The sequence below is a fragment of the Rhodococcus sp. 14-2470-1a genome (assembly GCF_002259425.1).
In the GTDB taxonomy this organism is placed as follows: domain Bacteria; phylum Actinomycetota; class Actinomycetes; order Mycobacteriales; family Mycobacteriaceae; genus Rhodococcoides; species Rhodococcoides fascians_E.
On the sequence record NZ_NPFZ01000047.1, the window covers coordinates 29,922 to 54,574 of the forward strand.

Annotated in this window: 20 protein-coding genes and 1 pseudogene; 12 read left to right on the plus strand and 9 right to left on the minus strand. The window is 60.7% G+C overall.

Annotation, left to right across the window (positions count from 1 at the left end):
- The first annotated feature begins 149 nt into the window (after positions 1-149).
- The 7 genes from CH292_RS26345 (at position 150) to CH292_RS26375 (ending at position 10,445) form a co-directional block, all read left to right on the plus strand.
- Positions 150-1,775: a class I adenylate-forming enzyme family protein gene (locus tag CH292_RS26345; protein ID WP_094656129.1), complete on the plus strand. Its 1,626-nt coding sequence runs from the start codon at positions 150-152 to the stop codon at positions 1,773-1,775.
- A 488-nt stretch (positions 1,776-2,263) separates the two neighbouring features.
- Positions 2,264-3,163 (plus strand): alpha/beta fold hydrolase, encoded by a 900-nt coding sequence (locus CH292_RS26350; protein ID WP_094656130.1) that lies wholly within the window; start codon positions 2,264-2,266, stop codon positions 3,161-3,163.
- 138 nt (positions 3,164-3,301) lie between these two features.
- Positions 3,302-4,273, plus strand: coding sequence for a cyclase family protein (locus CH292_RS26355; protein ID WP_094656131.1), 972 nt, complete (start codon positions 3,302-3,304; stop codon positions 4,271-4,273).
- 75 nt (positions 4,274-4,348) lie between these two features.
- Positions 4,349-5,518: an alpha-hydroxy-acid oxidizing protein gene (locus CH292_RS26360; RefSeq protein WP_094656132.1), complete on the plus strand. Its 1,170-nt coding sequence runs from the start codon at positions 4,349-4,351 to the stop codon at positions 5,516-5,518.
- Positions 5,519-5,895: 377 nt separating this feature from the next.
- A complete protein-coding gene (locus CH292_RS26365) occupies positions 5,896-6,771 on the plus strand; it encodes a fumarylacetoacetate hydrolase family protein (RefSeq protein WP_094656133.1) in 876 nt (291 codons plus the stop codon).
- Positions 6,772-6,896: 125 nt separating this feature from the next.
- Positions 6,897-9,707: an FAD-binding and (Fe-S)-binding domain-containing protein gene (locus CH292_RS26370; RefSeq protein ID WP_179278104.1), complete on the plus strand. Its 2,811-nt coding sequence runs from the start codon at positions 6,897-6,899 to the stop codon at positions 9,705-9,707.
- Between the two features lie 69 nt (positions 9,708-9,776).
- The gene (locus CH292_RS26375; RefSeq protein WP_094656135.1) at positions 9,777-10,445 is read left to right on the plus strand and encodes a GntR family transcriptional regulator; all 669 of its coding nucleotides are present in this window, start codon (positions 9,777-9,779) and stop codon (positions 10,443-10,445) included.
- Between the two features lie 234 nt (positions 10,446-10,679).
- On the opposite strand, the gene CH292_RS26380 is transcribed toward CH292_RS26375, so the two are convergent.
- The gene (locus CH292_RS26380; protein ID WP_094656136.1) at positions 10,680-11,240 is read right to left on the minus strand and encodes a helix-turn-helix domain-containing protein; all 561 of its coding nucleotides are present in this window, start codon (positions 11,238-11,240) and stop codon (positions 10,680-10,682) included.
- Positions 11,241-11,432: 192 nt separating this feature from the next.
- Here CH292_RS26380 and CH292_RS26385 point away from each other — a divergent pair, with 192 nt between their 5' ends.
- From CH292_RS26385 to CH292_RS26395, 3 genes are all read left to right on the plus strand, one after another.
- On the plus strand, positions 11,433-12,497 hold the full coding sequence (locus tag CH292_RS26385; RefSeq protein WP_094656137.1) for an isopenicillin N synthase family oxygenase: 1,065 nt from the start codon (positions 11,433-11,435) through the stop codon (positions 12,495-12,497).
- Complete coding sequence (locus CH292_RS26390; protein WP_094656138.1) at positions 12,494-13,255, plus strand: alpha/beta fold hydrolase; 762 nt, start codon at positions 12,494-12,496, stop codon at positions 13,253-13,255. Before CH292_RS26385 ends, CH292_RS26390 begins: the two co-directional genes overlap by 4 nt.
- A gap of 1,113 nt (positions 13,256-14,368) precedes the next feature.
- On the plus strand, positions 14,369-15,745 hold the full coding sequence (locus CH292_RS26395) for a uracil-xanthine permease family protein (protein ID WP_094656139.1): 1,377 nt from the start codon (positions 14,369-14,371) through the stop codon (positions 15,743-15,745).
- Between the two features lie 465 nt (positions 15,746-16,210).
- On the opposite strand, the gene CH292_RS26400 is transcribed toward CH292_RS26395, so the two are convergent.
- Genes CH292_RS26400 through CH292_RS26410 form a run of 3 tightly spaced genes read right to left on the minus strand, consistent with a single transcriptional unit; the run spans position 16,211 to position 18,104 of the window.
- Positions 16,211-16,585, minus strand: a complete 375-nt coding sequence (locus tag CH292_RS26400; protein ID WP_094656140.1) for a DoxX family protein — start codon at positions 16,583-16,585, stop codon at positions 16,211-16,213.
- 35 nt (positions 16,586-16,620) lie between these two features.
- Complete coding sequence (locus CH292_RS26405) at positions 16,621-17,520, minus strand: pirin family protein (protein ID WP_094656141.1); 900 nt, start codon at positions 17,518-17,520, stop codon at positions 16,621-16,623.
- A 29-nt stretch (positions 17,521-17,549) separates the two neighbouring features.
- On the minus strand, positions 17,550-18,104 hold the full coding sequence (locus tag CH292_RS26410; protein ID WP_094656142.1) for an NADPH-dependent FMN reductase: 555 nt from the start codon (positions 18,102-18,104) through the stop codon (positions 17,550-17,552).
- Positions 18,105-18,212: 108 nt separating this feature from the next.
- Here CH292_RS26410 and CH292_RS26415 point away from each other — a divergent pair, with 108 nt between their 5' ends.
- Entirely contained in the window at positions 18,213-18,674 is a 462-nt protein-coding gene (locus tag CH292_RS26415) for a MarR family winged helix-turn-helix transcriptional regulator (protein ID WP_094656143.1), read from the plus strand.
- A gap of 624 nt (positions 18,675-19,298) precedes the next feature.
- Here the strand turns inward: CH292_RS26415 and CH292_RS26420 are convergent.
- From CH292_RS26420 to CH292_RS29505, 5 genes and pseudogenes are all read right to left on the minus strand, one after another.
- Positions 19,299-20,111 (minus strand): mycofactocin-coupled SDR family oxidoreductase, encoded by an 813-nt coding sequence (locus CH292_RS26420; protein ID WP_094656224.1) that lies wholly within the window; start codon positions 20,109-20,111, stop codon positions 19,299-19,301.
- Positions 20,112-20,229: 118 nt separating this feature from the next.
- Positions 20,230-21,351, minus strand: coding sequence for a helix-turn-helix domain-containing protein (locus tag CH292_RS26425; protein ID WP_256978588.1), 1,122 nt, complete (start codon positions 21,349-21,351; stop codon positions 20,230-20,232).
- 9 nt (positions 21,352-21,360) lie between these two features.
- The gene (locus CH292_RS26430; RefSeq protein WP_094656145.1) at positions 21,361-22,332 is read right to left on the minus strand and encodes an alpha/beta hydrolase; all 972 of its coding nucleotides are present in this window, start codon (positions 22,330-22,332) and stop codon (positions 21,361-21,363) included.
- A 488-nt stretch (positions 22,333-22,820) separates the two neighbouring features.
- Complete coding sequence (locus tag CH292_RS26435) at positions 22,821-23,297, minus strand: SRPBCC family protein (RefSeq protein ID WP_094656146.1); 477 nt, start codon at positions 23,295-23,297, stop codon at positions 22,821-22,823.
- A gap of 56 nt (positions 23,298-23,353) precedes the next feature.
- A pseudogene (locus CH292_RS29505) lies at positions 23,354-23,473 on the minus strand (short-chain dehydrogenase/reductase); the annotation flags it as partial.
- A 92-nt stretch (positions 23,474-23,565) separates the two neighbouring features.
- On the opposite strand from CH292_RS29505, the gene CH292_RS26445 reads away from it, so the two are divergent.
- Positions 23,566-24,186: a TetR/AcrR family transcriptional regulator gene (locus CH292_RS26445; protein WP_094656147.1), complete on the plus strand. Its 621-nt coding sequence runs from the start codon at positions 23,566-23,568 to the stop codon at positions 24,184-24,186.
- Positions 24,187-24,653 lie beyond the last annotated feature (467 nt).

Below are 24,653 nucleotides of genomic sequence, written 5' to 3' on the forward strand. Positions count from 1 at the left end.
GACGCCATACACGCAGATGTGTGCGGCGGTCGCCGACGCCCAGTCGTCAGCGTATTGACACTTCGAATGTGCTCCGCAACACTTCTTCTGGCACACCGAGCGAGTGATCGGTCGGTATACATCGAACACCAGAGACGACCGGAGCTCCTATGTCTTACGGACAAGCGCAATCAGAACAAACCGTCATCAGCGCTTGGCGTGAACGTGTGCGGCGGTGCCCGCAGCAACCTGCGCTCGCCTACTTCGATTTCGTTGCCACTGCAGCAGAGGTCGATTCCGCGTCCGACTCGCTGGGGGCCGTTCTGGAAGACAGGGGTGTTTCTCGGGGCGAGCGAGTGGGTATTTATCTTCAGAACGTGCCACAGTATGCGGTGGTCCTTCTTGCCCTGTGGAAGATCGGTGCAGTGCCGCTGGTGCTCAATCCGATGTACCGTGGTCGAGAATTACGGGTGATCATCGATGATGCTGAGCCGATGGCTCTCGTCTGCGACGAGGCCGATCTCGATCTCATCGGCCCTGCGCTTCGCGCAAGCAGTGTGCAGTTCGTTCTCAGCACGTCCGGTCTCGATTATCAAAGCCGCAACGACCCCCGTGTATTCGCACGTCGGCAGCGTTTGGCACCGAGGCCGGAGGACGATCTGATCGGTTTGATTCAGGCCAACGAGCACCGGCACCCCGCCCAGTACGATGTCACCGGGAAAGACCTCGCGCTGTTGGCCTACACATCGGGAACGACGGGTCCGCCCAAAGGCGCGCTGATCTCGCACGCGAATCTCTTTGCCACCGCCGCCGACTTCGGTGAAGTCGCAGGGGTGAAGGACGGTGACGTCGTCTTCGCGATCGCGCCGCTGTTTCACATCACTGGTGCGACCCTGAATGCAGCGCTTTCCCTCGTACGAAACTGCCTTCTCGTTTTCGCCAATCGATTCAACGCAGCCGTCACATTGGATGCGTTCGTCGAACACGCCGTTACGTACACGATCGGTTCGATTACGGCCTTCAACGCGCTCTCTCAGGTCCCGGGAGTAAGCAACGCAGAGTTCGCGTCCATCAAAGCCCTCTATTCGGGCGGCGCACCTATACCCCCGTCCACGGTCGAGCAGTTCGAGAAGCGGTTCGGATGCTACATTCACAACGCCTACGGAATGACCGAGACCACAGCCGGCGTGATTGCAGTGCCGCCAGGCCGCCGGGCCCCCGTCCATGGCCCCAGTGGATCCCTGTCGGTGGGGGTTCCATTACCTCGTGTGAGCCTGCGGACAGTCGACCCGAACGGTCAACCTACTCCAGCCGGAACCGCGGGCGAGCTCGAGATCCGTGGCCCCCAAGTCGTAACAGGTTACTGGCGAAACCCGTCCGCTTCCGCCACCACAATGCCCGAAGGTCGTTTACGCACAGGCGATGTCGCGATCATCGACGACCTAGGCTGGGTGTATCTCGTCGATCGACTCAAAGATCAAATCAACGTCTCCGGCTACAAGGTGTGGCCACGGGAAGTGGAAGACACCCTCTACGAGCATCCCGCAGTCTTCGAAGTCGCAGTCGTCGGCCAACCCGACAATTATCAGGGCGAAGCCGTCACCGCTTATGTCTCGCTTCGCGACGGCACAACGGCCACACCGGAGGAGTTGATCGCGTTCACGCGGGATCGTCTCGCCGCATACAAGCGTCCGCGAACCGTATATGTGATCGACGCACTCCCCAAAACACACACGGGCAAAATTCGTCGAGCCGACCTCAAGCACACAGGGACGCCGCTCGTCGAGAACATATGAGCTTGTCCGACCCGAGCTCGAGACGGAGAATTGCGCGTATCCTGCCCACTTCCTTTCGATGCTCTGCCGACGCGACGCGACAGTCAATCATGTTGAACCGTACACACTTCCGCCGCAAGTACATCGGCAAGGAGCGTCCGGCACTCACGGAAAATCGGACTTCGGGTCGCCCGACCGCCGGCGTCCGGCAATGAGCGGGCAAGCCCCGTTACGCAAGCATTGCCCCCGGGGTTCCCGCGATGCCGCGCAACGTCGCCTTCGCTCGATAGCACGTGTAGACGCGAATCGATCGACCGCGTCTCGCTGAAGCCGGTCAGTGCGTCCTGCCGCCGAAGCCCACATCACTGCAATCAGAAGTCGAGCAATTCGATTTGACACGCCCTGCAGACGCCCGTCCCCACGTCAACCGAGAGACCTCAGGATTGGACGCCCGGCTGGCAACTGCATGCTTCCTTGACCCATCAAAGTATATAAAGTAGAAAGTACAGATGGCTACTGTCGAAGAAGCGGACGCATTCGGAGACGTGACGCTCGAGCACCACACGATCACCGCGAACGGCATCGCGCACCACGTGGTGACCGCAGGCTCTGGACCACCCGTCTACTTACTCCACGGATTCCCCGAGACCTGGTTCGGGTGGCGAAAACAGATCGCAGTCCTGGCAAAGACGTACACAGTGATCGCTCCGGACCTGCGTGGATACGGAGCAACGGACAAACCCGCCACCGGCTACGACAAGCGAACCATGGCAGCCGACGTCGTCGCCATAATGGACGCACTCGGACACGAGAAGATCGCGCTGGTAACACATGATCGCGGCTCCCGCGTGGGCACCCGATTCGCGAAGGATCACCCCGACAAGCTCGATCGACTGGTGGTGATGGACAACATTCCCACCCGCATCGTGGCAGAGACCTACGACGTGGCCAAAGCAAACGCCGGCTACTGGTTCTTCACATTCCTCGCGGTTCCCGATCTACCCGAAACCTTGATTGCAGGAAAAGAACGCGAATTCCTGACCTACTTCTACCGCACGTGGTCGTACAACCCGGAAATGCTCACGCCCGCAGAGATCGACGTCTACGTGCGGGCCTACCAGCAGCCCGGAACAGTCCGGGGTTCTTGTGCGGATTACCGCGCTGCAGCGGAGGACGTCGCGCAGGACGAGCAAGACCTCGACACCCTCATACAATGCCCTCTTCTGAGTATGTGGGGTGAAGACTTCGCGGCGGTGGGCGGCGCGTACGACGTCGCGGCCATCTGGCAATCGATGGGCACGAACGTACGCACAGTGGCCATTCCGCGCTGCGGCCACCTGTGCCACGAAGAACGACCCGACGTGGTCAACCATGAGTTACTCGAATTCCTCCACGGATGGACAGGCTGACCGCTGCCGACATCTCGGCCCAGTCTCAGCTCGCACCGCTTTTGGGGCTCGAACGCAGCCTGGAAACGTAAATTCGGCCGACCGAATACCCGCACGAATACCCACAGTATCGACACAGAGAGCGAAGTGCTGAAAAAAATGACCGACTTCGATTTTCCATCCAAAGACACAGTCCTCGGCTACTACGATTCGCTGTCGAACTGGGGCCGGTGGGGCGAGAACGACAGACTCGGCACGTTGAACTTCATCACACCCGAGGTCCGTAAGAAAGCCGCTGCTCTGATCAGCAGCGGCCAGGTGATCTCGCTCTCGCAGAACCTGGATCCCAACAACCCGGACCCACTGGGTGCGGGAATGGGAAATATCCAACGCTTCATGCAGCTCGGCGAGGTGTCACACATTGCGAATCAAAAGGTCCAAGCAGATGCGGTGACCGATTTTATCGGCATTGAAGCCCATGGCTCGAACACGCACTTGGATGGTCTCGGACATTACGCATGGAAAGGTCGAAACTACAATGGATTCGACGCATCCGAGACCAATTCGATCGACGGCTCGCAAGCGTTGTCCATCCACCAAGCCGAGCATGGCATCGTCAGCTCAGCTGTCATACTGGATATCTGCGGACTGCACGGTGTCCAGTGGCTCGAAACCTCCTATGCCATAACCCCGGATGATCTCCTCGCCGCCGAGAAGCGACAAGGGGTCACCGTAGAACCCGGTGACGTACTGCTGGTGCACACCGGCCATGTGGCAAAGATACGGGCCAACGGACCGGCCCCGGCATCCAGCGCGGACACCCCAGTTCCGCCGGGCGCAGGCTTACATGCCAGCTGCCTCCCGTTCTTGCATGACCGTGGCGTCTCCGCACTCGGCTCCGATACCGTGCAAGACGTCCAACCATCCGGATACGACGACTGGGATCTGTTCAGGCCGATCCACTCCATCGGAATCGTAGCCCTGGGGCTGTGGCTGATCGACAACATGGACCTCACCGAGGCGGTAGACAAATGCCGAGAGGTCGAGCGCTGGAAACTATTCTTCGCCCTTCTGCCATGGAAAATGGTGGGCGTCACCTCGGCGGCGACCAACCCCGTTGCAATCTTTTGACCTGTTTCAAATAGACGAAGCCTATCGATCCTTCTATCGAACATCGACCCCTCGGAATTCACAGAAAGTCGACGCATGGCTAATTACGGCGAGTACCAGAAAACCTTTTATCGCACAGGTTCCGAAAGCCCCACGTCCCCCCAATCGCTGCCCTTCAAATACGCTGATCTCGAGAGGCAAGCACTCGACCTGCTCGACCCCAAGGTGGTCGATTATGTTTTCGGCGGTGCCGGTGATGAGCACACCCAGCGACAAAATGTTTCGGTATTCGAGAAGAAGTGGGGAATTGTCCCTCGGATGCTCAATGACGCCGCCGATCGCGATCTATCGATCGAAGTCTTCGGGCGCACGTTCCCCACGCCGATATTCCTTGCGCCCATCGGGGTCATCGGAGTCATGTCGGAAGACATGCACGGCGATCTCGCAGTGGCACGCGCGGCCTCGGAGACAGGCGTCCCTATGATGTCGGCGACCCTATCCATGGACCCTTTGGAAGTAGTTGCGAAAGAATTCGGCGATACTCCAGGGTTCTTTCAGCTGTACACATCCAGTGATCGTGAACTCACTGAAAGTCTCGTCCGCCGTGTGGAGGCTGCCGGCTACACAGCAATTGCCCTCACCGCCGACACGCGCGCCCAGGGATGGCGCCCTCGGGATTTAGCGCAAGGAACAATACCGCAGTACCGAGGCTTGTGCTTGGAAACATATTTCTCGGATCCGGTCTTCAGATCCCGATTGAGTAAGCCGCCGGAGGAGGATCTGAACGCGGCAATTGTCCATTGGATGAGCATTTTCACGAATCCGACGTTGAGTTGGACGGAGGTGGAATGGATCAAGTCCCTGACGAAGTTGCCTGTGATGGTCAAGGGGATCTGTCATCCCGACGACGCTCGCCGTTCCCGAGACGCCGGCCTCGATGGAATCTATGTAACCAACCACGGCGGCCGTCAAGTCAACAATGCACCTGCTCTCGAATTTTTGCCCGCCGTGGTGGATGCAGCCGACGGACTACCGGTCCTTTTCGATTCCGGCGTCCGCAGCGGAGTGGATGTGGTCAAGGCACTGGCGTTGGGCGCGGCGGCGGTGGGAATCGGACGTCCGTACGCGTACGGTCTCCCTATCGCAGGTACGGATGGGGTCGTGCACGTACTTCGCAGCATCCTGGCTGAAACTGACTTGACCATGGGCATCAACGGTTATGCGCGCATAGCAGACCTCAACCGAGATTCATTGATAGCGCTGTGACAATCTGCTGTGCACCGATCCCCCAGCCGACCGGTACGCCGCCGCCAGCCCGCGTTTGCTTGGTGGTGACGTACCGGTCGCCGCGGGGCTGCGCAGGGGATGGATGAGCACCGTCGACGGGGCCGACCGCCTCGGTCTCGTCGCATAGCGACCCCTGCTTCGAGCTCTCCCGTCCGTAGCTGATCGTAAACCAGACCGCCCGCCCACTACTGGTCGAAAACCTGCTCGCACAACGCAAAATCGATTGATCATGCACAAGCAACAACCTCAACTGGTTGCTACCGACACTGCGGGAGTGGACACATGAGACAACACAACGACAAAGCAGTCGCCAGTCACGCTGCTGCGTTCGGTTCCGGCGACCGGGACTTTGCCTGATGCGCTTCGTGAGATTCGGCCCTGCCGGCCGTGAACGGCCCGGAATGATGTTGTCCAACGACAAGGCTGCGGATCTGTCATCGCTGGTGGGGGACGTCACCGGCGAGTTCCTCGGAGACCTACCGATCGCCGAACTTACCGCCGCGGCATCGGGTTCCGTCCCGGTCATAGACCTGAAGGGTATTCGACTCGGCCCCCCGATCACGCGACCGTCGGCGATTTACGCGGTAGGTCTGAACTACCGCGATCACGCCGAAGAAACGGGAATGGACTGCCCGACACAACCTATCGTCTTCGCCAAGGCTCCCAACTCCGTATGCGGATCGACCGATGATGTCGTATTGCCCCGCACTGCCCGGCGCGGAGACTGGGAAGCCGAACTCGGAGTGGTGATCGGCCGAACCGCTTTCGAGTTGTCGTCGCTCGATGAGGCTGCCAGAGTGATCGGCGGATATGTCGCCGCCAACGACGTCTCGGAGCGAGACTTGCAGCTCGGGGGAGGCGGACAGTGGTTGCCCGGAAAATCTTTCCCTACAGCCTGCCCGCTCGGCCCGTGGCTGGCCACTCCTGACGAGGTCACAGACCTGTCCGCCTTACGTGTCCACTTGACGGTCAATGGCGAAACCAAACAAGATGGAACAACCGCAGACATGATTTTCACGGTGCCCGAGCTCGTCTTCCGCCTCAGTCAGTATCTCCGCTTCGAGGCCGGCGACCTCATCGTCACCGGCACCCCTGCTGGAGTCGGAATGGGTAGAACACCCCCGGAACATCTAGCCGACGGGGATCTGATCGAACTGTCCATCACTCATCTCGGCACTTTGCGGAACACCGTTCGTATCCCTGCCCCGCACCCGACTTCAGGAAGACTCTGATGCCGCCGATCTCGTCGAAAGTTCTGCGCTCGATACAAGCACGCGCCGGACTGGGTCCGCACACAGATCACGGGACAGATCGACGAAATTTCCCTGATCGGGTACACGGCGCAGCATCGGCTGCTTTGGTCGCCGAACTCGTCGAGACTCTCGGCGATCAGGTACTCGGCGAGGTACTCGACCTCGCCCGCTACGCAAGCGATGCAAGCCCCTACCGAATGATTCCCAGTGCCGTGGTCGTTGCCGAAGACCTCGATACCGTGATCGGGGTACTCGCGTACGCACATACGCACCGTCGGTCGGTGGTCTTTCGGGCTGCGGGAACCAGTTTATCCGGACAATCGCAGACCGACGACCTTCTCGTCGACGTTCGCAAGCATTGGGGCGGATTCGAGATCCTCGACGACGGTAAGACCGTACGGGCACGACCGGGCGCGATCATCGGCCACATCAACGCCGCCCTCAAGAAACACCAACGGGTCCTCGGGCCCGATCCTGCGAGCAGCAACGTTGCATGCGTGGGAGGCGTCGTGTCCAACAATGCCAGCGGAATGGCCGCCGGTACTGCCCACAGTTCGTACGCCACCGTTCGCTCGATGACTCTGGTGCTGCCCAACGGCACAACTGTCGACACAGCAGCCCCGGATGCCGAACGTCGATTCCATGACGCCGCACCCGAGCTCGCCGCCGGGCTGCTGACGATCCGTGACCGTATTCGAGCCGACACCGAACTCGCAACACGTCTGCGGCACAAGTACGAGATCAAGAACACCAACGGATATCGCCTCGTGGCATTCCTCGATGCCGACTCGCCGCTGGAAATCTTTCGTCGACTCGTCATCGGTTCGGAAGGAACCCTCGCGTTCATTGCCGAGGTGGTTTTCGACACTGTTCAACTTGGGGCTCTGCACACGACGGCACTGCTGCTGTTCCCCGATCTTCGAGGTGCAGCCGACGCCGTCGAGCACTTCGTCGCAGCAGGTGCCAGAGCCGTCGAGTTGATGGACGCGCCGACCCTACGTTTGTCCGCCGACAAACCGCGCGCTCCTGCTTCGTGGGCAACACTGACAGACCGGTGTGCCTCGCTCCTCGTCGAGTTCCGTACCGCCGACCCTCGATCCGTGGCCGAAGTACAGTCGCGCGCCCAATCGATCGTCGATGGTCTCGTCTTGCTCGAGCCTGCCGAGTTCACCTCCGACGACGATCTCGCCGAATTCTATTGGTGGGTACGCGGCAGTCTCATGGCCGGTCTCGGCGCAAGCCGACCTCCCGGTACGACTCTGATCGTCGAGGACGTATGTGTCAGACCCGAACACCTGGCCGAGGCCAGTCGCGCCATAGCAGCCTTGCAAGGCCACTACGGTTACCCGCCTGGAGTCGCGGGCCACGCATCCGCCGGAAACCTGCACTTCATTCTCGCGCTGGACGCAAGCTCGGCAGCCGACCGAACTCGCTACGAAGCATTCATGGACGACCTCGCGCATCTGGTCGTCGACCGCTTCGACGGCTCATTGAAAGCAGAGCACGGAACGGGCCGGAACATGACACCGTTCCTTGAACTGGAATGGGGCCGCGCGGTCGTCGATCTGATGTGGAAGATCAAAAGTTTGGCAGATCCGCACATGGTTCTTGCGCCCGGAGTGATGCTCAACCGCGACAATACAGCCAACATGTCCAATCTCAAGACCATGCCTGCGATCGAGACGATCGCGGACGCCTGCTTCGAATGCGGCTTCTGCGAGCAGGTATGCCCAAGCCGCGACATCACCACCACTCCGCGTCAACGCATTTCGCTCCGCCGCGAGATGGAGCGTCACCCGCACGGCTCACCGACGTTGGACACCCTTCTGCGGCAATACGAGTACGACGCCGTGCAGACCTGCGCCGGTGACAGCTCGTGCGCTGCGGCATGTCCGGTCGGTATCGACACCGGAGCACTGATGAAAGACTTCCGGACAGCGTCCAACACACCCCACGCCTCCCGGGTAGCAGTTTCGATGGCGCGGCATTGGTCACTCGTCGAACGCGTCGCTCGGACGACGTTACGCATCGGTGCAAGGATGGGAACCCGTCGAATGACAGTGTTGACGGCGCTGGCCAGACGAGCAGTCGGCAACGAACTGGTGCCGTCATGGATCGACGCCATGCCTACAGCTGCCCCGTCGATGCCCTCGACAACCCGTTCGGGGGCACACGCGGTGTATCTTCCAGCGTGCATCAATCGGATCTTCGGGCCATCGCCGAACGGCGACGACGAGCATGTCGTGGCCGCGCTCACCGAAGTTTCGGCCCGGGCAGGGAAGCCCGTCTGGATTCCCGACGACGTAGCCGGGACATGCTGCGCCACAGTGTGGCATTCCAAGGGTTATACCGACGCCAATACGTACACAGCACGACACCTCGTCGACGATCTCTGGCGGTGGAGCGAGCAGGGGCGGCTCCCCATCGTGGTGGATGCAACCTCGTGCACGTTGGGAGTGAGCCGCGAGATTTTGCCGTACCTGGACGAGAAACGCCGCATGCACCACACTCGACTACAGATCGTGGACTCTCTGACGTGGGCGGCGAAGCACCTCCTGCCGACTTTGCGCGTGAGCGCGCCGTTGTCGTCGATGGCGGTCCACCCCACCTGCTCAGCACGCACCCTCGAACTCGGTGCTGATCTTATGACGATCGCGGCCGCCCTCGCCGAGACCGTCGACGTTCCGGCCTCGACCACATGCTGCGGCTTCGCGGGCGATCGCGGGTTTCTACATCCCGAGCTCACCGAGTCGGCCACACGCGCAGAGGCTGCCGAGGTGATCCTGGCAGGTAGCGCGGCAGTGACGTCGTCCAACCGAACATGCGAGGTCGGGTTGGAACATGCGACGGGACGCACCTACGAATCGATCGTCGTCGCACTCGCACGCGCCACCCGCACGCCCTCGGAGCGATAAAGAGCGAGCACTATCATCGAACGACGGCCGTACATCCGGCCACGCGACGATCGGAGAGGACTGGGCCTCGTGACAGACGTGAGCACCACTGCGCTTTCCCAAGGGCTCGGCCGCGACATCACCGATCTCGTACGCGCCATGATCCTCGACGGCACATTGAAACCGGGACAAGTGCTGCTGCCCCGTGATCTCCAGGCGCAGTTCGGTGTATCCACCATCCCCGTCCGTGAAGCCCTCCGCACACTTGCATCCGAAGGATTCGTAGTGTCGTCGCCGCGCCGACGCACGAGAGTGGCCGGTGTCTCGATGACCGAGCTCGGTGAGGTGTACACACTCCGGCGTTCAATCGAGCCGCCCCTGATGCGGCAGAGTGCAGCCAGCCGCACCGAGCTTCACATCCGGCTGGCCGTGGCCGCGTTCGACGACATGGACCGCCACGTCGGCTCTGATGTGAATAAGTTTCTGGCCGCGCACCGCGAATTTCACCGAGCGCTACTGGAACCGGCATTGGGGCCACTGACCGAACGTATTCTCCGGCAGCTGTGGCTCACATCGGATAGGTACGTACGCCTGGGGGTGGCCAGTACCCGAGTCGACGAACGTGCCCGAGACGATCACCTCACGTTGCTCGATTCGTACTCCTCAGGCGATGCGATACTTGCCGAGCAGACTGCGCGCGCGCACTTGCAGCTGGTAGAGCAGTCCGTAACCGGAGCGTTGGGTGATCTTCTCGACTGAACGCCCGGCGATCGGCCCAGACCTGATTTTGTGACGAACCGCTCCGGGATGCGGCGATGACTCGGACACCCGCGTCAACGCACCGACCGCCGCGAGTCCAAGGCGGCCAACCGTCAACAGCTAATGGAGTAATAGGTGACCTCTGTTCCGCAGTTCGGCATCGCCTGGCGAAATAGTGTGTGATCGCACGAAGCGTTCTCGACGACAGGTACTTCGCCCGCTGTGGGAAGGAATTCAGAACCCGGGTGGTGTGCAGATGAACAGAAATTTAGCAGTGTCCTCGGTGTCGTTGAACCATTGGTGCGGCGACGATGCGGTGTAGTAGATCGTGCTTCCGGGTTCGAGGGTGTGCTCAGCGTCGTCGACGACGAATCGAACGCGTCCGGAGATCACGTAGAGGAGTTCTTCACCGTTATGGGAGGTGGGCGATTCGGCGGCACTGCGAGGATCGGCTATCACTTCGTTGCATGCCATGGAACGAGAACCCGCCGTACAGAAACGCATCACAGCTCCTGGACCGAGAGAATACGACGACGAATCGTCGACATGGATCACTGTCGCGTCCACGCGTGCACCCTGTTCGAGGAGATCGTGGGCAGTCGTGCCGAGCACCTGGGCAATTCGGTGCAGATTGATGACGCTCGGCATGACGTTACCGTTCTCGATCTGACTCAGAAACGGTTGTGACAGTTGCGATCTCGCGGCCACATCGGTCAAGGTCAGCTGGATAGCGCGGCGCGCGGCGCGTATCGACGCTCCCAGTGATCGGGCGAGGTCTCGCTGATCGTCGTCCACTCCCGGACGCTACCAAATCCGGCAATTACATGCGGTGGACGGTCCGCCGGACGGACATCGAGAGTGCGGCCTAGGCGGCGGTGAGCACAACGTAACAGAATAAACACATGGAATTAAATATTCTTCTGTTCAATGTTGTTTAACGTCGAACTGCGGTTCGACAGGCCCACTACAGTACGAAGCGGAGAAGCAATGCCACGCAGTATCGAACGCCCTACCTTCACGGTTCCCGTCATCGACATCACCGCGTACACGTCAGCGGGCACGACTACCGAACGCTCCGAGGTCAGCTCGCAGATGGATGCCGCATGTTCGACGGTCGGGTTCGTTCAGATCCTCGGACACGGCATCCCCCAGGAGGTCTTGTCCGGGTTGGCTGGCGCGGTCGACGCGTTCTTTTCGCTCCCGCTCGAGACGAAGAAGCGATACCGCGTCGACGGCACCAACCGGGGTTATAGTCCCCCCAAGAGCGAGTCTCTGAGCTTGAGTTTGGGCATCGAATCGGCCACCAGGATGAACGATTTCTTCGAGGCTTTCAATGTCGGCACAGAAGCTCGTTCCTTCCCGCACTTGAGTCTGTCCGAGGACGATTACGGCCTCAACCTCTGGCCGGACGTCGAGGGTTTCCGCGCCGCAGTGGAAACCTATTACCAACATGCCGCACGCGTAGCACGAACTTTGACAGCGGTGTTTACTGACGCCCTGCAACTGGACAACGAATACTTCGATGTCCACGCCGACCATTCGGTCGACGTGCTGCGCATGAACAACTACGCACTGCCCGAAGGCACGATCACGCTTGACGGCGATCTCACTGGAATGGGCGAGCACACCGACTTCGGATTCGTGACCGTACTCTGGGCGGACCAGGTCCCAGGTCTTCAGGTACTCGCCAGCGACGGTACCTGGCATGACGTTGAGCCCATCGATGGAGCACTGCTGGTCAACCTCGGCGATCTCACCGCGCGCCTGACCAACGATCGCTGGATGTCCACGCTGCACCGCGTCAAGCCGCCGATCGTCGAGGGCACTATCCAGCGCCGGCGCTCGGTGGCGTACTTCCACGACGGGAACATCGACGCCACGATCTCCACACTGCCGAGCCATCTTGACGCTGACGACGGTCTCGCCTACGAGCCGATCCTGGTCCGCGATCACATCACCGCCAAACTTGCCGGCTCCCGCCAGGGAAAGGCGAACGTCACCGCGGTGCGCGAGGCAGCCCGAGTTCTCGCAGCGCAAAGTAGCCAGGTATGAGCGGTGCAGTCATCGTCCTGATCCACGGGGCGTGGGCGGGCCCGTGGGTATGGGACAGCATCATCGACCGACTGAGCACTGCAGGACATCGTCCGTACGCAGTGGCACTGCCCGGAGTCGGTGATGCGATCGACCCCGACGTACCGATCACCCTTGAGATGCTCACAGACTCGGTCATTGCCGACATCGCAGGCTTTGACGGCCCGCTCGTCATTGTCGGTCACTCGGGCGGCGGAGTCGTCGCAACCCAGGTCGCGGAGCGACTGCACGATCGCGTTGCCGGGGTCGTGTTCGTTGCCGGGATGATGCTCCCCTCGGGACGATCGTTCGACGATATCTGTGCCGACGTGGACTTACCTTCCACTGTCGGTATCACCGCCGATCTCGAATTCACTGCCGAACGTAGAATCAGCACCGTACCCGTAGACGTAAGCTCAACGGTGTTCTTTCAGCGTGCAGATCCGGCGGCGGCAGCGGATGCATCGCGCCGCCTTCGCCCGCAACAGGAGTCCGCACGACTGATCACCCCGACGTGGACAACCACCCGATACGGGTCCATCCCGAAGTTGTACATCGAGGCCCTCGACGACCGATCCGTTCCGCTCTCGGCTCAACGCCGCATGCAGGAAATTTCACACGGTGTAGAGATTTTCTCTCTGGATTCCGATCACGCGCCGCAGTTGTCGGCGACCGACGAACTCGCCACCGTGATAGCGAATTACAGCAACCGACTGTGTTCAGTCAGCCTCGCCCCTTGAATTCGGCGACGGATGCTGCGGGAAATGAAGCCACCGTGAGCTGATCTGCAAAGGGTGATGCATCCACCTGAGTGCCGTCGTTGCCAACCCAGACTGACGATGGCCATCGTCGGTGCGCCGATGATCATGCGGCTAGTACCGACACTCGTACAACAACACGATCGAGGATCTCGTCCAACCTGCATCGGGCACTCTGCGATGAAACCGGGGCTGCCTGTAGTTCGAGCATTGTCGTCGAAGTGAAGCCTGTTTGCAGCGTGTTCGACCGTAGTGACGCGACAGTGGGTTGGACGTCGATCTCCTCGGCAGCCAATCCGCTCGAAATCGCTGTGCCCGCGCGGCGTGTCAACTCTGTGCCGACTGGGCATTCACCCACGGTGCCTTACTACCAGGACACGTCAGCGGCGACGTTCGCACGGCCCCTCGACGCGCTAAAGCCCAGTGGGCGGCTCGTCGTCATCGGAGCCCGTCGGCGGCGCGCCACACCGATCTCGACCTGACGAATCTGTCTCGCCGCTCGATCACCATCGTCGGATCCGCGATGGGCAGCCCCCGACGAGCTCACCCCGCTTTCGCCGCCTTCTGCGTCAAACACGACGTCAAACCTCCGTGCACTCGATCTGGCCGATCACCCACTCGCAGAACGCATTCGAGGATTTCGATAAGAGCGAACTCTTCAGGAAAGTCATCCTCGACTGCGCACCGGGTCGAGGATGACAGGACTCGTGAACCCCCCGATCGATCGAGATCGAGGTTCTGTGCTGCATAGCTCGCGCAGGAAGAGCGTCTAGCCGGATCTGGCTGAGCGGGCGAGGCACATCTCGTCGCGCGGACTGATGCCACACTCGCGGCTCAATTGCGACACGCTGTGCACGATGGCGGTGCATTGTTGCTGCGGCCCTAGGACGGGTGGGCGGCCCGCATCGACTGGCAACGGATGGGTTCCGACGCGTGGAATCTATTCGCGACCGTCGTGCTCGCCATGCCTGGAACACCACGGACGGTTACAGAACAGAAACCTGGACGGCGGGATCGTAACAGAATAAACATAGTCAATTAAATATTTCCCTAAAGAATAAAAGTACTCAATAGATCGACACCTGGAGCACCCCCATGACCCACGCTGTGGACATACGCTTACCTACCCCGAGGCTGCTCGCTTTCGGGCTGCAGCACGTACTCATCATGTATGCCGGGTGCATCAGCGTGCCAATCATATTCGGCGCAGCTGTCGGTCTGGACACGCAGACCACAGCCATGCTGATCTGCGCCGATCTTCTCATTTCCGGTGTAATAACGGTGATGCAGAGCCTCGGGATCGGAAAACTTGTCGGCATCCGACTACCGATCATCTGCGGGGGATCCTTCGCAGCGTTAGCGCCAATGATTCTCATTGCGTCCGAGTATGGAATGCCCGCCGTATACGGATCCATGCTGATCGGCGGCATCATCGGCATCCCATTGGCATGGATATTCTCTGGGTTGTTGCGCTACTTCCCAGCCCTGGTGACCGGATCTGTTCTGACCGTGGTCGGTCTGTCACTGATTGGTGTAGCAGGCGGGCTGATCGTCGGAAACGACCCGTCTGCGAGCGACTTCGGGTCGCCGACCAACATTGGACTTGCCGCGCTGATCCTGCTCGTCGCTGTCGGCTTTCTATGTCTCGGCCGGAATCTGTGGCGTCAACTGGGCATACTCATCGCACTATTGGTCGGCGCTGTGATTTCGATTCCCCTCGGGCTCTACGATCTGGCATCGGTGAGTGACGCGTCGTGGGTCGGTATACCGTCGCCCTTTCACTTCGGCGCACCACAATTCCCGCTTACCGCAGTAGTAGCAATGACGGTCGTCATGGTTGTGATCTTCGCGGAATCGACCGCGAGTATTCTTGCGCTCGGAGAGATCACCGGAAAACCGATCTCGCGGAGCGATCTAGCTCGCGGGCTTGCTGGCGACAGTGTTTCGGGGATTCTAGGTGCGGTGTTCAATGCATTCATAGATACCGTGTACACCAACAACGTCGGTGCGGTTGCCGCAACACGCGTCTACAACCGCCACGTCACGGCGGTCAGCGGTGTCATCCTGATCGCGCTGGGCTCGATTCCCAAGTTGGGCGCTTTCGTCGCCGGCCTACCGGCACCGGTCGTGGGAGGTGTTGGTCTCATATTGTTCTCGGTCATTGCAGTCGTAGGAATCAACACCCTGCGGCAGGTCGACCTGTCCGATCCGATCAACATGACCATCGCGTCCGTTGCTGTCGGCGTCGGTCTGCTGCCTACGTTCGTACCGGGCATGTTCACCCAGTTTCCATCATCAGCTCAGATCATCCTCAGCAGCGGGATAACGCTCGCGGCACTGGCAGCCTTCGCACTCAATCTCATCTTCAATCACACTCGCCTCGGCCGCAGCGCCCGCCGCGCACTCTCCACCGCCGCTGACACGAGTACCGAAACCACCTCCATTCCGATCGAAGAAAACCATGCCACATAAGAGTGTTGATCATGACGAACTCATCAGTGAAGACGAACGTCACCGCAGTGCACGAGGCAGCCCGAGTCCGCGCGTCGAAGAGCAGCACCGCAAGAGCGTGAAATGCTGCGCACCACGTCGCCGATCGAGCACGATGGCGCGCCGCGCGACGGCTAAAGTCCGACTCGTACGACGATCTGATCGCCTTGCTCTCCTGAAACTGCCCGGCCAAGTCGCATCTTGGGAGAACCTATACACGTCGAGGAAACCTGTCGGTTTCCCGTCTCTGTCAACCACGCCTGGCCGAACGTCGATGGGAGTGGGTTCCCGAACGGCGACCTCAATCACACCGCAGAGCGATATCAAGATTCATCGGTACGAGCAGCGTGCATGGTCGGTGCGAGGCTTCACCGACCTTGACATCGCGAATCGAGCGTTCCCACAGTCGGTTTTGCCACCGGTGCCCGGATTCGTCGATGGTGCGAGTCAGAAGCCGTGCGGTCCGAATCGGAATGCAGCGAGGACCGCACTGAGCAGGCCGAGGACTATCGGTCCCGGTAGGGCGGTGAACTCTCGTCGGCGGATGTGGACTGCCAGCGCGGCAAGCATGGTGATGGTCAGGCCGGTGGCTGCGAGGGGGGTCAGGATCACCGCGATGCCGAACACCGGCGGCAGGATCAGTCCGAATGCGCCAAGCACTTCGAAGGCACCGATAGCTTTGACCGCAGTATCGGAAAGGTCGTCGACGTAGCCCATGCCCGCCGCGGAGAGTTGGGCCCGCGTCCTGACGAGTTTCATGCCGCCTGCGCCGAGGAAGGCTATCGCGAGGACTGCGGCGAGGATCCAGAGGAAGATATTCATGATGGTGGTCGGTCTCTTTCGTTCGGTTGGAGAAGTCAGCTCAGTCGCATGAGCCGGGGGATTGGCCCGAACTTGCCGGCGTGGAAGTCGTTGAAGGCCTTAGTAATTTCGACTTTGGTGTTCATCACGAACGGACCCCCGAGGGCGATGGGTTCGTTCAACGGGGCACCGCTGAAGATCATCAGTCGTGTCGTGGTGTCCCCGTCGGGTGTGCTCAGGTAGAGCGAGCTCGCTCGTGCGGTCGCGTCGGCGGCGCGTTCTGAGGGCAAGGGTTCCGACCATGCGGTGCGGCCGGTGTCCAGACGGTGCCCGCTGACGTCGGCGCTGCCGGAGAGTACGTGTACGAATGCTCGATGGTTCCCAGGCAGTGCGTAGTCGGTTCGGGTGCCGGGTTCGATGGTGATGATCACCGCCTGTACCGCGACGTGGTTGTGGGCCGGTCCGGTATGCCCTTCCACCGTGCCGGAGATGACGTCGATGATCACGCCGGGGCGTTCGATACGAGGTCGTTGTGCGGCGACCAGGTTCTGGTAGTTGGTGTCGGTCATCTTGTCTGCGGCAGACAGATTCAGCCAGAGCTGCAGAACATGTGCACGTTCGTTGCGGTACGCGAGCTCTCGGTGGATGATTCCGCGGCCCGCGGTCATCCACTGGATGTCGTCGGTTTCCAGTGCTCCGGCATGTCCCTTGTTGTCTCCGTGTTCGAGGACGCCGTCGACGACCATCGTGACCGTTTCGACTCCCCGGTGAGGATGCCACTCGAAACCCGGGGTGGAGAACCAGTCTTCGCCGAAGAACAAGAAGGGATCGGTGAGGGTGGGGTCGCTCGGATCGAAGATCAAAGCCTTGTTGTCGACCTGTGCGTCGGGTCCGAGGGTGCGAGGCGACTCCACTCGTGAAATGGATCGGCCGGCTGCCAGCGATGGTGTATTCACCGTACTTCTCTTTCGTTGCGAGGTGGGTGTCAGCGCAAGGGCGCAAGGGCGTTGGCCCAGGCCTCGACCTGGCCGAACAGGACGGACAGCGGTGCCTGGTGTCGTTCCCCGGGCGTGAAGGTGCTGTAGTTCTCGAAATCGTCTGAGAGGGTGAGGGTTACCTGCTGTCGTACGTCGGCCAGCTGAAGTTCTCCGGCGATCGAGCGCAGGTGTTCGGCCGCACGGGTGCCACCGGCCGATCCGTAGGAGACGAATCCGACGCTCTTGTTGTTCCACTCTGCGTAGAGGTAGTCGAGTGCGTTCTTCAGGACACCGGGGATGCTGTGGTTGTACTCGGGGGTGACGATGACGAAGCCGTCGAATTTCGAGACGGTTTCGGCCCACTCCTTGGTGTGCTCGTTCTGGTACTGACCCATCGACGGTGGCATGAATTCGTCGAGATGGGGTAGGTCGACCTGCTGGAGGTCGATCAGTACGTATTCGGCGTCGGATCGTTCGAGTGCGCGGTCGTACACCCACTGTGCTACCTGCTCCCCGTTACGCCCCGGACGGGTACTTCCGACGATGATTCCGATTCTTGTCACGACGACTCCTTGGTGTTCTGGCTCAGGCCATTTACCTGACGCGTCACCTACAATTCCACTAGTGGCTCTGAAAAACAAGCTGATGCGTCAGTGAATTATCATCTAAGGATGTCCGATCCGAAGTGGCTCAACGAAAAGGAAGCGTCGATGTGGCGGGGGCAGGTCGACATGTGGCGGCGGATCGATCGCGAGATCGACCTGCAGCTCGCTGGCGCAGGATTGTCGCGCGCCGAGTTCGAGCTGCTCGGACCGCTCTCCGAAGGACTCGAAGAGGGTATTCGGCCCAAGGAACTGGGGGCCACAGTCGGGTGGGACACCAGCAGAATCGCCCATCTGCTGCGGCGGATGGAAAAGCGCGAGTTGATCGAACGCTATGACTGCGACGGCGACGGCCGAGGTACCGTCGTTCGCATCACGGACGGCGGCCGGAAGCTGATGGACGGTGCCGCGGCTGGACATCTTGCCTTGGTCCGTCGGCTTTTCGTCGACCGGCTCACCGATCAGGAGATGGAAGTGCTTTCCCGAATCTCACTTCGAATCAGAGCCGGAATCGACCCCCCTGGACGGTAAGGCAGAGCCGGGGAACGGCCGTCCGCGCCGCGTGCCGGACTGCCCCCGGTCTGGTGATAATTGAATATCGCCCATGCGGGGAACATTCGTCGGTGACCGTTTGACTCGGCGGGTGTTCGTCGTCTTACGCTCCGCGACCTCAAAATGGAGCTGGTGACACTCGGCCCACCGTGTCGGTCCCGAATACGCGCACCCTGCCCCGGGTCGTTATTCGACTCCGCTCCCGTGACGAAACACGTGAACGAACTCGGGATCGGCAAGTGCCAGGCCTGCCTTGTTGCCGAGAGGCAGCGCGGGCGACGTCCTCGTTGCCCACAGTTCGAATCGATGACGAGGCACAGAAGCGGGAATCCGATGGCCGCGCAGATCGTGCACTTCTGGTCTGTCCGACCCAGGGGGAGTTGGCTGTGATTTGTCGACAGATCGATCACGCAAGCCCCTTCTAGAGAATCGACTTCACCGAAAGTGTCAGGGCCGGCGCGCCTACGAAAGAAGTTGCAGAAACCGGTTGTAAGTCCGAGGTCAGCGGCGCGTACAGGTGTACGTGTCCATCGCGACGATGCCGCAATCTTCGCTCTGCTCTGTATGACGAACGCAGGTCCGGCCGCAAGAGAGTGATCCGAGTCAGAAGTGCTGTGCGCCGCCGTCGACGGTCAGACTGTCCGCGGTGATGAAACTCGACTCATCCGATGCTAGGAAGGCAACGGCATCAGCGATTTCGCTGGTGTCTGCGGCCCATCTGTTCAAGAAGGGAGTATTCATCCCCGCCAGCTTCGGGTTGGATTCCGTGGTCTCCGCTATCCGCTGCTGCATTGATCCAGATCCCATCGGGGAGTTCACGGCTCCTGGATGCACACTGTTCACTCTGATGTTGTGCAGTCCGAGCTCGGCGGCAAACCCACGGGTCATACCGACCAGGGCATGTTTGCTGGTGGTGTAATGGATCATGAAGGGCTGCATTTTGTTCCCGGCCACGGAGCTGATCACAATGATCGAACCACCACCACGCCGTATCAGATGAGGTGCGGTAGCCATGATCGTGTTCCACACCCCTGTCACATTGATATCGATTGTGTCCTTGAATATTTCGGCAGTCGACTCCTCCCACGTTGCCGGAATGCAGATCCCGGCATTTGCCACCACGACATCTAGCCCGCCGAACGTGGACACGACATCGGCAACGAACTTCTTCTGGCCTTCGAGATCCCGGACGTCACCGACTCCCAGAAGGGCTCGTCGCCCCTCTGCTTGCACCAAAGCGACAGTTTCCGCAAGATCGTCGCGTGTGGCGGGGTCGTAGGGCACACCTTCGATAGGCGCAGCCAAGTCGATACCTGCGATGTCCGCACCCTCGCGGGCAAGTCGAACGGCATGCGCGCGTCCTTGGCCCCGTGCCACACCAGTGATGAATGCAACCTTGTTCTGCAACCGCATGATTTGACTCCTCTTGTTGTTTCTGACGAATGGTCGTTGGGGTAGTCGCGTGCGGTCCGCAGTGCGACGTAGTCGTGGACGCCGCCCTCCGCGAAGACAAGAGAGCCGAGCGGTCATGGCCTCACCTGTCCGGACCGAGCGAGGGCACTGTGAATTCGGGCTGGGATTCATCTCGAGTTGAGCTCAGGGGGCTTCGGCGGCGTGGGGTCTCGTCGTTGTCGAGCACCATAATCATCGATGCCGCGCGCGGCCGGTTGTCGATGGCGTCGACGGTGAAACCGAGATGGTGGGACAGTTTCGCCATCCGATGCGCCACGCTGCTGTGGTGAAGGTGCAGCCGGTCGGCAGCGCCACGCAGTGTCCCCGAGTGCAGATAGACGCGCAGGGTGGACAGAAGTTCCAGTCCTGCCGTGGTTTCAGTCAGCTCGTGGGCACGGACCAGGTCTGGAATAGCATCGCGAGGAGGGGCGTTGTTGCCCGTTGCAAGAAGGTTCAGGGCGCCGAGGTCGGTTGCGTCGACGATCGGTCGGTCATTGCTCGCCTGGCTGCGGGCGAAGTAAGCGGATCCGACGACAAGATATACGGTCGATGCCGGCGCAGGGAGTGAAATGCCCATGGCTACAGGTAATCTGACCAATTCTTCGGTACGTATCACCGGGATCAGGACAGTATCGTCGACCGTGACAGCGACGGCGTCCCCAGCCCGCGACCACGTGCTCGGCAGCTTCGCGTCGGCGTCGTATGCGACGACGCGCAGGTTTGTGCTGGGGTCCAGACCGAGCGCTGCGCAGGCAGTGAGCACCGCCAAGTCGTCCATGGGAAACAGTAGGTTGACGGTGTGCTCGGACTTGGTGAGTGTGCGACGGGGCTGCAAGATGAACGCTGCGGTCAGGGCCATGCGATCTACGAGCATGTCATCGAGAGGAAGGGGAGTACCGACTCGTTCGAGCCACACGGTTCCGATCGCATTGTCATCGATCACCACGTCTTTCGTCGACGACGGCGAACGTTGGGGTTGCGGGGACCAGCGACCTCGGGGATCGCATCGGCGCGCTTGCTGGCCTGATCCCGGCCAACCGGACACATCCATACCGACGACGCAATCAGCTAATGTGGCACTGGCACGCAGCATCGTCGCCATATCGGCGCCGTGCCGGATCAATGCGTCGAAATAGTCGATCACACGGACCAAGCCTGCGGAGTTCGCATCGAGCTCCGCCAGCCGGTACATAAGTCCTTGCATCTGGGTACGCTACGAAGTTGACACTGATGTGCGCAAGCCTCTGCCGAGAGCATTCATGGCCTCGGCGCGGCTTCGGATACTGACCTCTGCGGTGGCGACCAGCGACGATCCGTGGAAGGTGCCAGGGAAAGAGTGCAGCTCGACGCTCACGCCTGCACCGAGCAGACGAAGTGCGTAGTCGATTCCCTCGTCGCGCAGGGGATCCAATTCCATCGTGCACAGGTACGTCGGAGGCAGACCCGCCAGATCCGTTGCGCGTGCCGGCGCGGCGTAGATGGATACGTCGTGATCGTCGGTGCCGGTGTAATTCTCGCCAAGGTAGTATTGCCACGACAGAATTGCATTGGGGCGGTGCCAGAGCGGCGTGTCCACGAATTCGGTCATCGAGGTAGTGGACAGCCTGTCGTCGAGTTCGGGGATTTCCAGTAGCTGGAAGGCAACCGGAACGACGCTCTCGTCGCGTGCCTTCAACACAGTTCCCGCAGCGAGTCCACCACCTGCGCTTTGGCCACCGACTGCTATGCGATCAGGATCGATGCCCAACTCGTCGGCGTTGGCGTGGACGTAGGACAGGGCCGCGTAGCAATCGTTCAGAGGCCCCGGGAACGGCGTTTCCGGGGCAAGGCGGTAGTCCACGCTCGCAACCGCCACGCCCAGCTCACGTACGACCTCGACACAGTACGGATCGTCGGATTCGGCGGTTCCGATCGCGAATCCGCCGCCGTGAATCCACACGAGCACAGGCAGGGGACCTTCGGCGTGCTGAGGCGTCAGGAACCTGATGGTCACCTCGGGATCGGACCCGATTCCTGGAGCGCCGAGGACACGGACATCGACGCCATCGTAGGACAGTTCTGCTATCGGCCCGCTCAGCAATGCTTCGACGGCCGACCGGGCTGCGTGGATGTCACCGAAATCTGCCTGGGGGATCATTGCGGCAGCTGCGGCGAGTTCTGGGTCCATCGATGGAAAAGTTGTCATATCGCCCATTCTGTCCTGGGTTGTGGTTTACGTCACGTGCTGTTTGGAGGGACTAGGGCAGAGTCCGCCCGACGGGTGTCGGAGTGAAGAGCGATGGAACGGCGAACCGCGACTGAGGTCGATGTCAGATTTACTTAGCTGCACGACCCCAGCAGGTGTTGTGCCTACTTACCGCACGCATTAATGCTGAGACCAGATGCGTCGCTCGATTCCCTCTCGCGACGTCGTTGCGACTTCCGTCCGCCGCGTTCGAGGTAGATGCTCCAGCTGTCGGGCGATAGGTCAGGCAGTTTGACAGAAAATTGCTCCAGCCTCGTTTCGAGGCTGCGCGGAGGTGGCTCTCCAAGCTGCTGCCGACTCATGCCGCAGGTCAGGGTATGCTTTATTTGTCGGTGGCCGCCGTCGCATGTTGCTTACTTTTGCCAATATCAAGCTTTGATCCTCAGTCGCGCTGGATGGCTGAGGGCTAGTCGATCGGTGTCCGGCGTCTATTTTGGGCCGGGTGCGAACCGTGCTTCGAGCTCGCGCAACGTGTTTTCGATCGCAGCGGCATTGAGGGTGGGCCATCGAAACAGCTTCAGCATGAGCGGCGACTTTGCGTCACGGTAGTTCCACGTTTCGGTGACGCGAGTAGTTGTGGACGTTACCGGCTCGAATTCCCACCGCCAGCGCTGGCCGAGGCTGTGTTGCCATTCGATGGCCCGGTTGGTCTCGAACTCGGTCACTGTCAAGGTGCTGGAGTAATTGTTGCGGTACTTGCGCATCCCGACCGTGAAAACCGCGCCCGTGCTGAGGCGGTGTGGGCCGGATACCGGAGTGTCGCGAACAGTTCCCGACCCGTCCAGTCCGGGGTGACGGTGTGGATCGGCAACGAGGTCGAAGATCTGGTGCGCCGGTGCTGTGATCGTCGCTTGCCGCGATACCGCAGTGGCGCCGGCATCGACGACAGTAATCGGGGTGCTCATGCGTGCCGCCCGTTTTCGCTGGCGGCAATGGCCGCGGGTGCCCACGCCTTCCACTGCTCGAGCGAAGCGACGTTTCGCGCGGTAGCTGCGACCTGGTCGCCTCGCTCCAGAGCGGTCTGGACAAATTGTCGACCGAAGCCTTTCGACGTTTCTGTCACGAACCACACCTTGTTCATCGAACACTCCCATCGTCGTCTGACCAAATTAACACATGCTGCAAAATATGTCACTCACTGACAGGTTCGCGTGGAAGTGATAATTTGAGGTGATGAGCGCACGGAGACCGCAGGGCGTATCGCTACGTGAACGTACCCGGCGAGCGGTGCGCGCCGAACTGATGGACATAGGTATCGGTTTGTTCTCGAAACAGGGCTACCAGCAGACGAAGGTCGAAGAGATTGCCGTCGCGGCGGGAATGTCCGAGCGTTCGTTCTTTCGTTATTTCTCATCCAAGGACGATCTGGTGATGGGTAAGTTCGAGGACATGGCCGATCGCATGGCGGAGCTTTTCGCGGCGCTGCCCGACAGCGAGCCGATCTGGGTCTCGCTCGAACACGTGCTTCGTGACATCGTCGTCGGAGGTGGGCCGGGAGCCTACGATTCCGCGGACCTCGCGATCGATCGGATCGTGCGGAGCACTCCGAGTTTGACGGCTCGATACTTGGACAAGATGTCCCAGATGCAGCGTCCATTGATCGCCGCTGTTCGTGCGCGACTCGGTTCGCCTCCAGGAGATCCCCGCCCCGCTGCCATCGTGGGGGCTGCGTTCGCCTGCGGCATGGCTGCACAACAGGTATGGATCGAAACCGACTACGCCGACACCTTCGAACGTATCTTGGCGCAATCGATGGCCGCAGTGGGACCTGACTCCCACCTCGCACCGCGATAGGCATTGCTCGCTTTCACCTGAGGTGCGGCCGATGAGGCGGGGCGAGCCTGCCGAATGGCTTTAGCCGACTGGTGTCCCTCCCGAGCCTCGACCTCAGCCGCGCCTGGAGCTTGCCGGGGACATATGCCCCGTCGACGAACGCCGGGGGTGAGCGAGGGAGGTTGAGACACGTGTTCGCCAATGCGATTCCAGTACGGGCGGTGTCGGTCCTGGACCTCGCACGACCGCGATGGCGTCGATGCTGCGCTGTCGAGGGCCGTACGGCTCGACGGGGAATTCGTTGCTGCACAAGGACCCGAGAAACATGCACCTCGCCGGTAGCCGACCGGCTTCATTGATACCGTCTAGATCGTGGTCGGGGATACAGGCAGTGACCGTGGTGTGCTTCGGCCGCATCGTCGGTGACCAAGTACTGCGCGATCCACTTGTGATGCCGACTGTGGGTCACCTCGTCGACGGTTGGGAGA

Coding starts and splice junctions, on each gene's coding strand:
- CH292_RS26345 (WP_094656129.1), top strand. CDS start 150: ATGTCTTACGGACAAGCGCAATCAGAACAAACCGTCATCAGCGCTTGG.
- CH292_RS26350 (WP_094656130.1), top strand. CDS start 2,264: ATGGCTACTGTCGAAGAAGCGGACGCATTCGGAGACGTGACGCTCGAG.
- CH292_RS26355 (WP_094656131.1), top strand. CDS start 3,302: ATGACCGACTTCGATTTTCCATCCAAAGACACAGTCCTCGGCTACTAC.
- CH292_RS26360 (WP_094656132.1), top strand. CDS start 4,349: ATGGCTAATTACGGCGAGTACCAGAAAACCTTTTATCGCACAGGTTCC.
- CH292_RS26365 (WP_094656133.1), top strand. CDS start 5,896: ATGCGCTTCGTGAGATTCGGCCCTGCCGGCCGTGAACGGCCCGGAATG.
- CH292_RS26385 (WP_094656137.1), top strand. CDS start 11,433: ATGCCACGCAGTATCGAACGCCCTACCTTCACGGTTCCCGTCATCGAC.
- CH292_RS26390 (WP_094656138.1), top strand. CDS start 12,494: ATGAGCGGTGCAGTCATCGTCCTGATCCACGGGGCGTGGGCGGGCCCG.
- CH292_RS26395 (WP_094656139.1), top strand. CDS start 14,369: ATGACCCACGCTGTGGACATACGCTTACCTACCCCGAGGCTGCTCGCT.
- CH292_RS26400 (WP_094656140.1), bottom strand. CDS start 16,585: ATGAATATCTTCCTCTGGATCCTCGCCGCAGTCCTCGCGATAGCCTTC.
- CH292_RS26415 (WP_094656143.1), top strand. CDS start 18,213: ATGTCCGATCCGAAGTGGCTCAACGAAAAGGAAGCGTCGATGTGGCGG.
- CH292_RS26425 (WP_256978588.1), bottom strand. CDS start 21,351: ATGCAAGGACTTATGTACCGGCTGGCGGAGCTCGATGCGAACTCCGCA.
- CH292_RS26430 (WP_094656145.1), bottom strand. CDS start 22,332: ATGACAACTTTTCCATCGATGGACCCAGAACTCGCCGCAGCTGCCGCA.
- CH292_RS26435 (WP_094656146.1), bottom strand. CDS start 23,297: ATGAGCACCCCGATTACTGTCGTCGATGCCGGCGCCACTGCGGTATCG.
- CH292_RS26445 (WP_094656147.1), top strand. CDS start 23,566: ATGAGCGCACGGAGACCGCAGGGCGTATCGCTACGTGAACGTACCCGG.